The 15703-nt window shown below is 66.0% G+C and carries 7 protein-coding genes; 1 reads left to right on the plus strand and 6 read right to left on the minus strand.

The annotated features are described in order from the left end of the window. The 4 genes from AB0C34_RS19200 to AB0C34_RS19215 all read right to left on the minus strand — a co-directional run. Positions 1 to 3890, minus strand: a 3890-nt coding sequence (locus AB0C34_RS19200) for a beta-ketoacyl synthase N-terminal-like domain-containing protein (protein WP_357074336.1), incomplete at its 3' end; no start/stop codon positions are given. A 31-nt stretch (positions 3891 to 3921) separates the two neighbouring features. Beyond that, positions 3922 to 5466: a PfaD family polyunsaturated fatty acid/polyketide biosynthesis protein gene (locus AB0C34_RS19205; RefSeq protein WP_357074339.1), complete on the minus strand. Its 1545-nt coding sequence runs from the start codon at positions 5464 to 5466 to the stop codon at positions 3922 to 3924. Beyond that, the gene (locus tag AB0C34_RS19210; RefSeq protein ID WP_357074342.1) at positions 5463 to 8978 is read right to left on the minus strand and encodes an FAD-dependent oxidoreductase; all 3516 of its coding nucleotides are present in this window, start codon (positions 8976 to 8978) and stop codon (positions 5463 to 5465) included. Before AB0C34_RS19210 ends, AB0C34_RS19205 begins: the two co-directional genes overlap by 4 nt. 4 nt (positions 8979 to 8982) lie before the next feature. Beyond that, positions 8983 to 10731: a fatty acyl-AMP ligase gene (locus AB0C34_RS19215; RefSeq protein ID WP_357074345.1), complete on the minus strand. Its 1749-nt coding sequence runs from the start codon at positions 10729 to 10731 to the stop codon at positions 8983 to 8985. A 105-nt stretch (positions 10732 to 10836) separates the two neighbouring features. Here AB0C34_RS19215 and AB0C34_RS19220 point away from each other — a divergent pair, with 105 nt between their 5' ends. Further along, positions 10837 to 10983, plus strand: coding sequence for a hypothetical protein (locus tag AB0C34_RS19220; protein ID WP_357074348.1), 147 nt, complete (start codon positions 10837 to 10839; stop codon positions 10981 to 10983). A gap of 688 nt (positions 10984 to 11671) precedes the next feature. Here the strand turns inward: AB0C34_RS19220 and AB0C34_RS19225 are convergent. Both AB0C34_RS19225 and AB0C34_RS19230 read right to left on the minus strand, forming a co-directional pair. Next, positions 11672 to 12436 (minus strand): alpha/beta hydrolase, encoded by a 765-nt coding sequence (locus AB0C34_RS19225; RefSeq protein ID WP_357074351.1) that lies wholly within the window; start codon positions 12434 to 12436, stop codon positions 11672 to 11674. Further along, the gene (locus AB0C34_RS19230; protein WP_357074354.1) at positions 12433 to 15612 is read right to left on the minus strand and encodes an amino acid adenylation domain-containing protein; all 3180 of its coding nucleotides are present in this window, start codon (positions 15610 to 15612) and stop codon (positions 12433 to 12435) included. Before AB0C34_RS19230 ends, AB0C34_RS19225 begins: the two co-directional genes overlap by 4 nt. Between the last annotated feature and the right edge of the window lie 91 nt (positions 15613 to 15703).

Raw genomic sequence — 15703 nt, forward strand, 5'->3', positions numbered from 1 at the left:
ACGGCGGACATGATTTCGACTCGTTTGATGGAGTCGATTCCGAGGTCTGCTTCGAGTTCCATGCTGACGTCGAGGACGTCGATGGGGTATCCGGTTTTTTCGGCGACGACGGTCAATAGGCCGGTGACGTCGGTTGTTTGTTCGATTGTGGGTGGGGTGGTGTGCGGTGTTTGTTCGGTGGCGCCGAGTAGTTCGGCGACCTGGGCGAGGGTTCGTGCGGCGCCGAGTGTTGGTGCGTCGATGTGGGGCACGTGGGGGAATCGTTCGCGGACGGCGGACATGATTTCGACTCGTTTGATGGAGTCGATTCCGAGGTCTGCTTCGAGTTCCATGCTGACGTCGAGGACGTCGATGGGGTATCCGGTCTTTTCGGCGACCACGGTCAACAAGCTGGTCACATCCGCTGATGCGACGGCGGTCGGGGCCGACAAGGCCGCAACGGGCAACGGCTCGACGACCGGGGTCTCAGGTGCGAAACGGGTTTGCGGCGCCGGCGGCATAATCGTGGGCTCCGGCTCGCTGTGCGTGACAACGGCAGGGGCGGCGCCGTTCGTCGCCGAATGGTGCGCCGGCATGGCCGCCGGGTCCGGCAGCGCGGTAGGCGGTATCGGTGCGGGCGTGCCGCCTGCGAGCCCGATGAGCGCGGCCTCCGACAGCCGGAGGAACGCCAGATGCGACTCAGCCATCATCCGCTGGTAGGCACTGTGGGCTTCGCTCGCCAGCCGCTGCGTTTCGCGCAGCGCGTCGAGCCAGTCGGGGCCGGCCGCGGCGGGTCGGTTGGTCGGCGGTGCGGTGGCAGGCGCGGTGGGTGGTGGGATGGCAGCCGCGGTGGGTGGTGGGATGGCAGCCGGCGGTGCGAACCCGTTACGGGCTGCCGTCGGGGAGAGCCCGTTTGTTGTCGACGAGAACCCGTTGCCCGGCGCTTGCGGGAGTCCGTTGTCTGCCGCCGTCGGCGGAAGCCCGTTGACCGGTGCTGCCGGCGGGAGCCCGTGACCGACCTGGGTCATCGATATCGGCGGGTTCGGTGGTGGCAGCGCGGTGGAACCGCCGGCAGGAGGGTAGGGCTTGCCATAGTTGGCGCCGAGCAAGTCGACGGTCGCCGGAGATGGCTTGTTGCTCACGGTCTTCTCTTCCGGTCGAGGGTCGTAGGCGCTCCACAACGCCTTGAAGTTCAGGCGCAGACCCCCGACGGCCAACTGCGCCAACGCGTCGTGCACGGCTTCCAGTCCTCGGGACGTCGCCCGGTCGAGGCTCACTGCCGAGTGGTCACGTCCTGCGAGGACCTCCCCGACCAGCCGGGTGAGCGTCGCGCCCGCGCCGACCTCGATGAACGTCCGGATACCGTCGGCGTACATGGTTTCGAGCTGATCGACGAATCGGACCGGGACAGTGAGTTGCTCGGCGAGACCGGCCCGCACCGCCTCCGGATCGGCCGGGTATCGCGTGCCGCGGGCATTCCCGTACACCGGAATGCCGGGTTCTCGGACCACGGCCGTGTCGAGGGCCTCCCGAAACGGAGCCGCGGCGGCCGCGACCAACGGGGTATGGAACGCGCCCGCCGCCTCGAGACGCCGCACGGTGTGACCCGCCTCGGCCGCCCGCCGCTCGAACGCGATCACCGCGCTCGTCGCACCGGACACCACGACTTGACTCGGCGCGTTGTGGTTGGCCACCCATAGTCGACCGCCGATGGTGGATTCGACCAAGGCCCGAATGTCGTCCAGGCTGCCGATCACCGCGGCCATCGCACCCGGCTCGGTGGCGGCGTCCCGCATCAGTTCGCCCCGGCGCCGGGCCAGCGTCAGCAGTGTGGCACTGTCGAAGCAGCCCGCCGCGTGCAGCGCGACGAGTTCGCCGAAACTGTGCCCCCCGAGGGCATCCGGATGCACATCCAGGGTGCGCAGCAACGCGAGTGCGGCCAGGCTCTGCGCGGCCAGCGCAGGTTGCGCCCGCTCGGTTTGCGTGAGCCTGGCTTGCTGTGCCGCGCGTTCGTCGCTGGTGAACACGGGGGGTGGGAACACGACCCGATGGAGCGGTTCGTCCTCGGAACTGTCGAGTGCCGCAACGGCGTCCCAGCTCTCCCGTGCCGCGGGCACCATCATCGCCAACTCCGCGCCCATGTCGACGTATTGGCTGCCCTGACCGGAGAACAGGAACCCGATCGGCCCGGGCTCGGTGGTTGTCGCGCCGTAATGCACGCCGCCCGGCCCCGCGAAGGACTTCGCCGGGGCGGCCGCGATTCGGTCTGCGGCGGCACGCAGGGGCACCGCGAGATCCTCCGCGTCGGTGACGACCACGCCGAGGCGCGCGGGTGCCGTCGGGTCGAAGGCTTCCTGAGTTCTCCTCGCTATGGCGACGATCGGGTCGGTGCTGTCGGCGAGTGCACGGGCCGCCGCCACCAGTGCAGCAGGTGATTGCGCGGCCAGCAGCACGAGTTCGCTGCCTGCGGCGCGGAAGGACGCAGCCGCGCATGCTGATCCGGCCGAGGGCACATATTCCTCGAGTGCGACGTGAAAGTCCGTGCCACCGAAGCCGAAACTGGACACGCCAGCACGTCGGGGGTGGCTGCCGGCACTGATCCACGGCCGGGCCTTCGTATTCAAGTAGAAGGGGCTGTCCGCCAGTTCGAGCGCCGGGTTGGGCCGGTCTACCTTGATCGTCGGGGGAAGGACGCGGTGATGCAGTGCCAGCGTCGCCTTGAGCAGACCCGCGGCGCCCGCCGCGTTTTTGGTATGTCCGATCTGCGATTTCACCGATCCCAGCGCACACCACCCGGAATCGGTGCGACCGGCCTCGCCGAAGACCGCACGCAGGGCGGCGACCTCGGCCGCGTCACCGGCAGCCGTCCCCGTGCCGTGTGCCTCGACCAGCTCGACCGTGTCGGGCCCGTAGCCGGCCATCTCATAGGCCCGGCGCAGCGCTCGCGCCTGACCGGTGGACTGCGGCGCGTAGATCGCGCCGCCGCGGCCGTCCGACGCCGTGCCGATGCCACGGATCACCGCGAAGATCCGGTCACCGTCTCGTTCGGCGTCGGCGAGCCGCCGCAGCGCGAACATCACGACGCCCTCACCAAGAACCATGCCGTCGGCCGCGGCGGAGAACGGGCGGCAGTCGCCCGTCGGTGAGAGCGCCGGGGTCTTGCTGAAGCTGGTGTAGGTGACCGGGTCGTTGAGCGTGTCCACACCGCCGGTCACGACGAGATCGGCCTGGCCAAGCGCGAGTTCGTTGATCCCGCTCGACAGCGCCGCCAACGAACTCGCGCAGGCGGCGTCGGTGGTGTAGTTGCTGCCGTGCAGATCGAACCGGTTCGCGATTCGACCCGCGACGACGTTGCTGAGCATGCCGGGCAGGCTTCCCTCCTGCCATGGCACGTAATGCTCGGCGACCCGGTCGCAGATCGCCTGGGCCTTATCCTCCGGGATTCCGCTCGCGCGCAGCGCGTCGAGCCATACCGGTCGCTCCATCCGCGCGGCCATCGTGGTGAGCAGTTCGAGTGCGGAGGTGCCGAGGATGACACTGACCCGCTCCCGGTCCACGGTCGACATACGGTGCGGCTCGAGCGACGCTAACAACTGTTCGGCTACGACCAGTGCGAGGAGCTGGCTGGTGTCGGTGGCCTCGATCGTTTTCGGTGGAATGCCGAAGGAGAGCGGATCGAACGGCACCGGGGAGAGAAACGCGCCTCGCCGTGCGTAGGTCTTGTCCGGCGCCCCGGGGTCGGCGTCGTAGTAATCGTCGACGAGCCAATGCGTCGCCGGAACTGCTGTCACTCGGTCCGCGCCGGACACGATCGTCCGCCAGAACCCGTCCGCACCAGGAGGTCCCGGCAGCAGCGCGCTCACGCCGACGATCGCCACCGGCGGCGCGATCCTGGCACCAATCTCGGACATGGTCGAGCTTTCCTTCAGTCGAATTTCTTGGCTACGCGAGTGGCCGGGGCACGAACTCGAATGCCGTCGACGGCACCGGCACCCCGTAGGTGCGCAGCTGGTGGGCTCGAGTGAGCACTGCCGCACCCTCCAACAGGTTGCGGGCTACCTGCACGACATCGCGTCGCGCGGGATCGGCCAGAAAGCTACCGGCCACCCAGTCGTTGAACGCGCCGACCGCCGGTCCGCACCACAGCTGGTAGTCGGCGAGCCGGGAGTTCTCGCCCTCGATCGCCCACCAGCTGGACTTGCCCAAGTACCAGCGGAAGGTCAACGCCATCCGGTGTTTCGGCTCGGCCTCGGCGCGAAGGACTTCGGCGACGTCCCGGTCGAGCCAATACTGGCGGGTCTGGGCCCAGATGTCGGCGATGCTCGCCCGGAACACCGTCCGTTCCAGTTTGTTCCGCTCGGCATCCGGAATCGACTCGAGCGACTCGAAGTCCTGATAGAGCCGGTAGAGAAGGTTGGCGCGGGTCCCGAACATCGTGCCGCGCCGCAACACCTGCACTTTGACGCCGAGTTCGAACATGTCCGAGGCGGGGGCCATCATCACGTCCGCGATGTCGGCCTGCGCGAGCAATTCTTTGGCCGCCGCGGAAACTCCGGCCTCGACACACGTCTGATTCACCGAACCGGTCACCACGTAGGCCGCGCCGGCGGCGAATGCCGCTGCCACGCTGTGCGGGGTGCCCAACCCGCCGGCGACGCCGATCCGTACGCTGCGACGGTATCCGGCAGGCTCAGGGACCCGCGCCGCGAGCGCGAGCATCCGTGGCAGCAACGACACCAGAGGCCGGTTGTCGGTGTGCCCGCCGCTGTCGGCCTCCACGGTCAGGTCCTCGGTCACCGGGACGTGCGCGGCCAGCTCCGCCTCGGCGGCGGTGAGCCGGCCCTGGGCGCACAGTGCGGCCAGGATCGCCTGGGGTGGCGGCGACAGGAACTTCTCGGCGACCTCGGGCCGGGAGACCTTGGCGAACACATGCCGGGGGCGAACGACCCGCCCATCCCGGTCCCGGTGCAGACCGCTGGCGGCGAGTTGGACCACGGAGGGGGTCAGGTCCATGAACGCGGACGCCGACACGGCGCGGACACGTTCGCGGATGAGCAGGTCCACCATGTCCTGTTCCCACCCGGGGTGTTGTGGTGCGTGAATGAGGTTCACACCCCAGTTCATGCGATCGCCCAATGCCGCACGGATCGTTGCGATGGCCTGCTCCACGCGAGGCAGGGGAAGACCGGCCGCGCCGAAGAAGCCCAGCATGTCGGCTTTGCCCATCGCGACAACCAGCTCCGTTGTCGCGATGCCATTGGCCATTTCCCCCGCCACATAGGGAAAGCGGGTGCCGTGCAACTCGTTGAACGACCGGTCGCCCAGCCATTCGGGGTACAGCGGCGGCAGTGTGGCAAGCACCCTGCGCCCGGTGGGATCGCCGGTCACCGCGGTGATTCCACCGTTCGCCTCGGAGACGACATGCACCTGTTCTCGGACCTGCCGAACTACCTCGGCAACCGTCGCCGCAGGCGCGAAGACGGTCATCGCGTCATCCCCGACAGCGCACGGCCGCCGGTGAGCACCTCGCGCAGCGCGTCGGCCAAGCCCGTGGCCCCGGCCTCGGTGACGAGGGTGAAATGGTTGCCGGGCACCTCGATGATCCGGAATCGGCCGGTCTGCACCGCTCCCCAGCCGTAGCCGCGGTCGGCGACCGGCATCGCGGGGGCCCGGTCCGGGTTGCTGAACACCATCGGAAGCTGCTCGCTCGCTCGCAACAAGGTCACCGAAAGGTCGGACCGCGGCGGGTGATAGCGGATATTCGCCTCCAGATTCGCCTGGTATACCCGCAACAAGAACTCCAGTTGGCGGCGCGCTCCTGCGAGACCACCACTGGTCAACTCCCGGCACACGGCGTCGCGCCGTTGCGACAAGGACAGTTGTGGATCGAGGACGAGCGCCGGGCCCGAAGCACCGCCCGTCGCCCGGAGCATGGCCATCAACTCGTCCAGCGCGCCGCTTTCGTCCCATGGCGGGGTGGATTGCCCGGGCAATGGGAGGTAGCTGTCGATCAGCACGACCTCGCCGACCTCCTCGCCGGCTGCCCGCAGACGGCAGGCGATCTCGTAGGCCATCAGCCCGCCGAGGGAATAGCCACTGATCAAGTAGGGTCCGGAGGGCTGCACCACGCGAATGTCACGCAGATAACGCTGCGCGAGCGCCTCGACGGTGTTCAGCGTCGGCTCGGCTCCGTCGTGACCTGGTGCCTGCAGTGCGGTGAACGCGCACCATGGGCCCATTGCGGCGGCCAGCGGCCGGAACTGGTAGGCGAGGCCGTTGGCTCCGGTCACACAGAAGATCGGACGTGGCGGGGTCAGCGGGACGGCCAGGAACGGGGTGGGCGCCGCAGCGGAGCCGGTACTCGGCGCGCGGGGCGTTGCCTGCGCCAACCGTCGCGCCGCGCTCTCGATCGTCGGGTTCTCCAGCAGGACGGTAGGGGGGACGCGGAAGCCGAGCCACTCCGAAAGGTCGACGTGCAGTGCGGCGATGGCCAGCGAATCGAGTGGGAAGTCGTCGAGCGAGGCAGCCTTGTCGATCTCGTCCTCGGCGATACGGAATTCCCTGGCCAACCGTCTGATCAGCCAGCTGCTGATTTCGTCGTGGCGATGCCCGTCGGAGGCCTGAGCCTGCCGGTCGTCAGCGCCTGCGGTGGCGTCGTTTGCCCTGCGGGCGAAGTGTTTCGTGACCAGGTCGTGCGCGTGCGCGATCGTGGTCTCGATCATCTCGAAGCCCGGTAGCCCGCCGACGTGGTAGGTACGCCGACGTCCCTGCAGCGCCTCGAGTTTGTCGTAGATTCCGTCGGCGAGGTCTTCGCTCGCGAAGTGCGGGAAGTACGGCCAACGCCGCACGTACAGGACCTCGGTGAGCTCACCGCCGAACCGGACCACGTCGTTACGCAGGTTCGCCAGAATGTCGTCGGGCCCGATACCCTCGGCGCCATAGGAGTAGCAGGCGTACACATCCGTCCCGGCGTACCGGCTGTGATAGGACACGCAGTGCCCGAGCCCAGGACTCGCGCTACCGTTGCGTACGGTGTAGGGCCCGTTGCGGGGTAGCCCGGTGATCCGGCACAGCACGGTGTAGAAGTCCAGCCGCCGGACCTTCGACCCGACCACGTGCTCGGCCGGCGTCATGTCGAGGACGTCGCCGAGTCGGTCGAGGGGAACGGCCAAGACCAGGTCGTCGGCGTGCACCGTCCCCGCCGTGGTGTGTACGGCCACGCGGTCGCCACTACGGTCGATCGCGGTGATCTCGACGCCGGTTCGAACGTCGGCCAGACTCGCCGCGATCCGCTCCCACAGCGCGCCGAAGCCGCCGGCGATGGTGAACGCGTTGACGTGGCGGGCCCGGGTCAGCTCGGTGGACAACTGGTTCAGCGTCTCGGAGACCTTGAGGAAATACAGGGCGGGCAGGTTGTCGGCGAGATAGCCGTAACCCGCCGACGTGTAGGCGGTCTCGAAGGACGTGGCCATCGCGTCGAGATCGTTGTCACGCAACCACTTTCGCGCAGGCTGGGACAGCGCGCGGGCGGAGTGGGCAAGTCCGGGACGGCCGATGTCCGGAAACTTCTCGGCGCGCACCCTCATGTAGCGTCCTACGCTTTCGCGGGTGAGGAACGCCGTCCTGGGGATTCTTGCCGTGAAGGTCTCCGCATCGAAGATATGCGGCGGGACGATATCCTCGGTATCCACCCCGAACTCATCGGCCAGGGCGATGAGGTGCTCGTACCGGTCATTGCACAGGTGCGCGCCGAGATCGTAGACACGGCCGTCGATCTCCATCGACACCGACTTGCCTCCCACCACGGTTTCCCGTTCGAGGACGACGACACTGTGTCCGAGCCGCTCGAGGTGGTGCGCGGCGGCGAGCCCGCCGGGTCCCGCGCCGATGACACAGACCGTGCGGCCTCCGTCTGCCGATTGGGCCGGACGGTGGGAGATCCGTGCAGGCCCTGGGCTTGCCGGAGCGGGCGGGGCGGTACGGGCGGCGTGCCCCGAGCGGTAGACCAGGGAGCGAGCGTGGTTCATCGACGCTGGCTCGAAGGGAGAACGAGCGAGCGCGATACCGAGGCCTTCCGGGGCGTCCGCCGGATCGAACGGAAGTTCCGCGGCGGGATCCTCGTCGCACACACGGTCCAAACGGATCTCGCCGATGGTCCGGAACGGGTGCGACGCCACGGGCCAGTCAGCGGCGGGTGACAGCGCGGCCTGGTTCGCCGCGGCGTCGTCGCCGAGGGGGTGCAGCTGGATCTGAAACAGTCCACGCAGGTCGCCCGACGAGGCCAGTGTGCGGACTTCGTCGCGCAACAAGGTCGACGAACGCCGTTCCTCCGGAGTCCGCAGCAGCCGCTCGATGGGAGGAACCACCCACCCCCGCGGCGTGTGATGGCCGACATCCGGCAGGTCCGAGTCGGGTATCAACCGGTAGCGCACCAACCATGGGCGGCCGGTGCCGTCGACGTGCAGTTGTGGCACCTGCGAATTGAGGTGGTAGCGGTGGAACGGATGTGCGTCCCGGATGGCGTCCACCGCTGGTTGTAATGCTCCCGGAGTCGCACGGACGAGCTCTTCGCGAGCTGCGTCGTCGCGAAGCATGAAGAATTTCATGAACGTCCAGGCGTTCGGGGCGAACACGCGGTAGCCGGTGTTGAACGTCAGGTTGAACGGTGAACCGTCGGACCCGTCCGGATCGAACCAGCGCAAGGACAGCCCGCGAATACCGGGCGCGAGATCATCGCTCGACACACCGTTGCTGTAACGCGCCAAGACCGGGTATCGCTTGCCACCTGCGAAGAACGGGTGCACCGGCACACCGGGGGTGTCGAAGAAGTCGATGTGTCCGCGAACGACGATCCCGTGTGCGTGGAAAACACGCGACCGAGTCAGTTTCCCCATCGCCGTCAACTGTGCGAAGTCCGTCAGCAGTTCCTGGAAGTCGTCGTCGACGTCGTATAACCGGGAGTCCTGCGCACCGTTGGAAAAGGTCAGGCCGCTACTCATCACATCACCGTCCCGGCACCAGCCGGCGCTCGTTCTCCTGGTGCAAAAATTCCGCACGGCACGCGGCGCGGCGCACCTTGCCACTGGTCGTCTTCAACACCAGTCCGGTACCGACGAGCACGTCATGGCAGGCGACGCCGTGGTCGTCGCGGACCTGACGACGGATCGCGCGCCGGATATCCGTGGCGGTGACCTCGTCGAGCTCGGCACCGGTGGTCTCGGCGAGCACGATCAGTCGCTCGCCCGAGGTGGTTTCCGGCAGCGGCGGCACGGAGAACGCGGCGATCCCGCCGGCCCGGATCCGGGAGTGCGCGCAGCGCACACTGGCCTCGATGTCCTGCGGCGCGTAGTTGCGGCCGTGGATGATGACCAGGTCCTTCAATCGCCCGGTGACGAAAAGTTCGCCCGCACGCAGGAAACCGAGATCACCGGTGCGCAGGTACTGCCGCGGGTCGCCGTCGGCGACTACGGCGTGGAATGCTCGGCGAGTCTCTTTGTCGAGCGACCAATACCCGCGTGCCTTGGTGGGGGAGTCGACCCAGATCTCACCGATCTCGTCCGGTTCGCACGGTTGTGCCGTCTCCGGGTTGACGATGCGAACCCGAGCATTGGGCTTCGTGACCCAGCCGCTGCCGTAGAAGACCGCGGGCTCACGTGCGCAACCACTGGTAGCAGGCACCGCGCGGCCCTGCTCGAGTTGATCACGGTCGAGGGCCAGGGCGCCGCTGGTAGCGACGGTCACGCTGAGAGTGTGCTCGGCGAGTCCATAGCCGGGGTGGAACGCTTCCCGTGGCACTCCGGTACTTTCGAATGTCGCGAAGAAGGTATCGACGGTCGACGGCTGGACGATTTCTCCGGCCGAGCCGAGCCTGCGCACCGAACTGAGGTCCCAGCCGGCGCGTTGTTCGGGCGTTGTCTTGCGGACAACGAGGTCGTAGGCGAAATTCGGTGCGGTGGTGTGCGTGCCGCGGACTCGGGAGAGCACATCGAACCACACTGCGGGGCGTTGCAGGAAGCTCAGCGGTGAGATCAAGTAGGTACAGCCCGCATTTCCGGCAAGCGTGCTGAGCAGGACGCAGACCAGCCCGAGGTCATGGAAATGCGGCAGCCAGCTGACCGCCACCGTGTCGTCCCCGAGTTCGAAGTCGGCCGCGAGGGCCGCGAGTTCGTGGTGGACGTTGCGGTGGGTGACCACGACGCCTTTCGGGAAGCCGGTCGAACCCGAGGTGTATTGCAGGAAAGCCGGCTCATCCAGATCGGCCGGCTTGTACCGGAACTCAGGCAATCCGTCCGGTTGTCCGGCGTCGTTAGGTGACAGCCATGGCAGATCGGGCCATTGCGGTCCCTCCGCGGGAAGCGGGATCGCGTCTACCACGGCGCGATAGTCGGTGTGCGTCAGTATCGCCCGCGCACCGCAGCTGTTCGCGATCGTGGACACCGCGCCGACTTCGTTCGCGAGTTTGAAGGGGTTCGGCGGCGCGAGCGGCACCGGGATCAGGCCAGCGGCCTGGCAACCGAGAAAGGCGACGATGAAATCCAATGAGGGCAGGTGCAACAACAGCACTCGGTCACCGGGGTTCAGTCCCGCGTTCTCCAGCAGGGTCCGCACGGCCTGAGCGCGCTCCGCGAGGAACTGGACGGTGAGATGCTCCCCGTCGCGACCGTGCTCGTCGACGAAGACGAACAACTTGCGATGCGGATCCTCGGCATGCAGCTTGGCGAAGGCTGAGGCGACGGTCAGTTCACTGTCCATCGTGAGTAGGTCCTTTCACGACGACACCCATTTCTCTTTCAGCCCAAGCAGACTGCGCCGCATCAAGATAGCTCCCCGATATCTGAAATATCAACCTCCGCCGGGATGATGATCTTGTATCAAGATCTGGATCCCGCGGCCGGACTGCTACCGATCGGGGCGCGGTACAACACGACTGTTCCGGTCGCGCGCACGAGAATCGAGTCCGGCGAGCAACTGGGGCTCGGCGGGCCGGGAACTATACCGGTATGAGCGGGCGTTCGACCGAAGATTCAGCAATACAGTCACACCGGTTTTTCGGTGCCGGCCTGCGGCGAAGAGGTAGGCGAGCCGATAGGGCGTCGCGGCATTGTCGAGGTGGACCACTCGTAGTTCAGGTCGGTCACGACATCGTGCGTTCGACGACCGCCACGGTGCCCGATTCGCCCACCGCTGCCGCGCTACATCGGAAGGCACAGCGTCCTCGCGTCGCCGAATGCCGAAGTGCCGGCCGCGCGGACACCGCGGATTCGGTCGAGTGGGTGTTACCCGACAACTCGTCGTGCGCGCCGAACGGGCGCTGACGTCGGTAGTGGCGACCTGCTGTTTCTTTGGGGTATCGACTCGGCGGATGGCGGAATGGTCGAACCCCTCGGCATTACGGACTTTTCCAAGCCTCAGGTGTCGATGACGGTCGGTGATCTCGACGCCCTGTCGAAGCATTCCGCACCCGGCCTCTCGACCGAACCTCTGCATGTTCGTCGCCGACGCGCTCGTGCTGAATCCGCGAGAACGGGTGCGCGGTCGACGTCCACGCCTTGATCGTCATTGGCGTCGATGCCGAGCTATCGCGAACTCCTCGGCGTCCGAGTAACTTCTGGTGCGAACCGTTCCGGCTGGCTGGCGTACTTCCGGGATTGGTCGCGCGGACGCAGCGGCGTCGCACTGGTCCCTCCGACCCCTACGTCGACCTCACTGCGCCGGCTACGCTGTCGATCAGTTCAGCGAAGGACTTCGGATGCGTGACGTGCGCACTGTGAGTTGCGCCGACTACCTCGTGGAATCTGCCTCGAGGCGCCAACTCGGCCAGCCGTTCGCTCACCAATTTGTGGTGTGGCAAACTTTCGCTTCCGGCGCACGTATAGATGAGGGGAACCAAGGTCGTCGGATCAAAGGTGGGGCCGATGTCCCGCACGGACTTCATCTCGGCGATGAGTGCCTCCCCTTCAGCACGCCGCCTCTCCCTGATGCGCGCCGGAAGTCGCTCCCACATCGCATCACCCAGCACAGCGCGCATCATTGCCTCGGCGGCGTCTTCAGCCGACAAGCCCGCACCGAACACCACCTGTTCCCACGGCGCGACATCCGGCCACCACGGCAGCCACGGCAGCGGCGGCTCGTAGGCGATCACGGCGTGAACCCGCTCCGGGCGTGCCTGCGCTACAGATAGGGCGATAGTTCCCCCGAAGCTGTGACCGACCAAGATGACGGGCTCCGGGGGCAGCAGCGCTGTCAGGTCGTCGACATGATCGGTGACGCTACCGATTCCGAGTTCGGCGGCCTTGCCCCAGCCACGCCGGTCGTACCACGACAGCTGATACGCGGGAAGGGCATCCGAGACACGACGAAAGCTACTGCCATCGTCGAGCGAACCGTGGACCAGCACAAGGTGGGCCGACGCTTCGCTGCCGACGGCCTTTCTGGTGTGCAGTTGCAGGTCGGTCATCCTGCTCCCTGAACCCGTTGTGCCAGTAGGTGATCGGCCAAGTCCGCTGGTGTCGACGATTCCAGAATGGAGTCGACGGCGACGATCAAGTCCAACTGTTGCTCGATGCTGGCTACCAGCTCGACCAACGACAGCGAGTCTCCGCCCAGCTCGAAGAAGTCGGAATTGTCTCGGATCTGAGCCTGTGGTAGTTGGAGGCAGCTGGCGAACAGTTGGGCCAAAGCCCACACAAGTCGGGTATGGGTCCATCGGACCGAAGTGGTGTGCCGCTCGGACATACTCGCCGCGGCACCCGTTGCTGCCGCTGGTGCCGCACCGACTATTGGAGACACCACGTCGACCTGGGGAAGTCGCAACTTTCCGTTGATCGACAATCGCGGCTCATCCACCACTCGGAAGGTCGCCGGAACCATTGCGCTGTGGAGCCGTCCCCGAAGGTATGCTTTTACTGCCGCCTCATCGAATTCAGTTGCGTCGGTAACCACCGTCGCATGAAGATGCTCGCCGTCGATAGCCACGGCAGCATGGCGAATGCCTGGTGTGCTCAGGAGAAGACGCTCGACTTCCTCGAGTTCAATACGTTGACCACGAACTTTCACCTGTCGGTCAGTGCGCCCCACATACTCGAGTCGTCCGTCTGGACGCCATCGGCACAAATCACCTGTCGCGTACATGAGTCGACCCGCGCAGGCGGCGAGTGGGTCGGGGCGAAAACGTTCTCGCATGAGGTTCGGTTGGTGCAGGTACCGCCCGATGCCGAGCCCCCCGATCCACAGTTCACCGGTTTCACCGGAAACCGCCGGTCTGCCATCGCTATCGAGCACGTAGGTGTACTTGTTCACGATCGGTTCGCCGATAGGAGGATCACCTTCGTCGGCGTGGCATTCGTGCCATGTACTCCAGATCGCGCCCTCGGCTGGGCCATACAGGTTGAGCACCCGCCGATTCGGTGCGGCCAGCCGTCGGACCAGCGCGGCTGGAAAAGATTCACCAGCAGCCGCGGCGATACGCAATCCAGACAGTTGATCGCATGCGACCGTCTGCCATGCACTCGGTGTGAGCCCCGCGATGGTGATCGCCTCGTCGCGAACTATTCCGGACAGCACCGGGCCGGTGCAGACATTCGCTTCCGGTGCGAGCACAAGTGTCGCACCCGAGGTGAGGCCGGTAATCATATCGAAATGCCATCCGTCGAAGTTCGACGAAAACCATTGCAGTATCCGGTCCGCTCGGGTGGCTCGAAACACTTGTCTCGCGGCGACCTGCAGGTTCAGCAGCGCCTCATGGTCGATGGAAATCGCCTTGGGTGTACCGGTCGATCCGCTGGTGAATACCACATACGCGGTGTCACCGAGCCTGAGGCCGGGCACAACCTCACGTGTGCGCTCCGCATCGCCGACTTCAGCTGCGTCCACAACAATGACGCGCCCTCCGGCAGGAAGCACCGCCTGCGCCAATGATAGTGACCCCTCGTGCGTGCAGATTACCGAGACACCGGCCTCGACCAGCATGGTGCGCAATCGCTCCCGTGGACATGCGCGGTCTGCCATCAGAAACGCACCACCCGCTCTGGCTGTGCCGAGGGTGCTCATGAACTGCTCGAAGGATCGCGGCATGAGCACCCCGACAACCGTGCCCGCCTCGACTCCCGCCGCCTGCAAACGGCCCGCGATGACATCGCCACCGCGGTCCAACTCACGGTAGGACATATCGCGCCCGCGCTGGCGCAGCGCGACGGAATGTGGTGCGTCGACCGCGATGTCGGCCACCACGTCCATCCACAGCCGTTCGCCATCGAGCGAGGTCGGTCGGTTGTTCCGTGACCGCAACTGGTCGACTTCGGTAGCGGACATTCGATGCCGCGCTCGCGCTCGTCCAGTGTGGCTCGGGCCCGAATCGGTCGAGAGCCCACCGGCTTCGGCTGGAGGACCTGGGTCGATGTCGTGCTCGAGACCTGTGTGTGGACCGACTGTCAGCAAGACCTGGCGCGGGCTTCGTGTATTCGCATGTGGACCCCAGGTGATCGCATCCGGTTCGTCGACCACGCTGAACGACTCGTACTTGTCCACAAAAGCGCGAAACGCGAGCCGAGCAGCCTGCTGTGCGTCCATACCTCCGACACAATGATGTCGTCCACTGGCGAAGCCGAGGTGATTTCCTTCTCTGCGCTCCATGTCGAACCGATCCGGATCGGAGAACTGGCGTGGGTCGCGATTTGCTGCCGCGAGCAGAACCAGTATTGATTCGCCTTCGGAGATTTCATGACCGCCCAATGACACCGCCTCGGTGGCGCGCCTGCCGACGTACTGGCTGGATCCCTCCATACGCATGACTTCGTTGATGAAATTGTCGATCGACTCGGGCTCGGCTTTGAGCGTGGCGAGCAACTGGGGATCCCGGGCGAGCAGTACGATTCCCATGGCGATCAGCTGTGTCAAGGTTTGATAGCCGCCGCCGATCAGCACCAAAGCATTCGCGGCGACCAGGTCCAACGCCGCAGAAAGCGCCTCGCCTGATAATTCGGGGTCGACGAGTCCATTTGCCAGGATGGTAATCAGGTCGGCGCCGGTTCCGCCGAGCCGACTGGACGCCTCCGAGCGCAATGCCTCGTACGCTTCCGTCAGCACCGGGATGATCGTCTGCTCGCGAATGTCCGGCAGCGTCGACAACCCGCCGAGGAATGTTTCATAGGCTTCCGACCAGGCATACACATCGGCAATCCGATGGTCCAGTCCGAGCATGGAGGCGATCAGCAAGGTCGGCAATGGCCCGGCCAATCGGTCCACAATATCCACCCGGCCACACCGGGGGAGTTCGGCAACGAGGTCGTCCACAATTTTTTGTACCTGATTTTTCCGGGCAGCCACCGCCGCCGGCTTAAAAGCAGGCTTGAGTACAGACCGGATCGCGGTATGTGCGGGTGGATCCAGAAAGAGCATCTGACGGGAGAGCATTTCAGTTATTCGACTTATGTCGGTGAACCCCTGGTCTGCCAGGTCCCCCGGACTGTGCAGTCGAGCCGAGCTGAACCGTGTGGCGTCGCGCAGGACTGCCAGTGATTCGCGGTATCCCGCACAAACCCAGACCTTCCCTACCTCGTCCCAGAAGATCGGGTCCAGCTCATGGACGGCGTGCTGGTATGCGGAGGGATCGGCGATCGTATCCGGATAAGTCAATAAATGAACGCTGTGCCTTCTGCGCTCGTACTTCCCCCGCGTAGACTGCTTCACCGTCGGCGAGATGGGGACAACCGTGGCGGAATCCGCT

The sequence above is a fragment of the Nocardia sp. NPDC049220 genome, assembly GCF_040647855.1.
In the GTDB taxonomy this organism is placed as follows: Bacteria; Actinomycetota; Actinomycetes; order Mycobacteriales; family Mycobacteriaceae; genus Nocardia.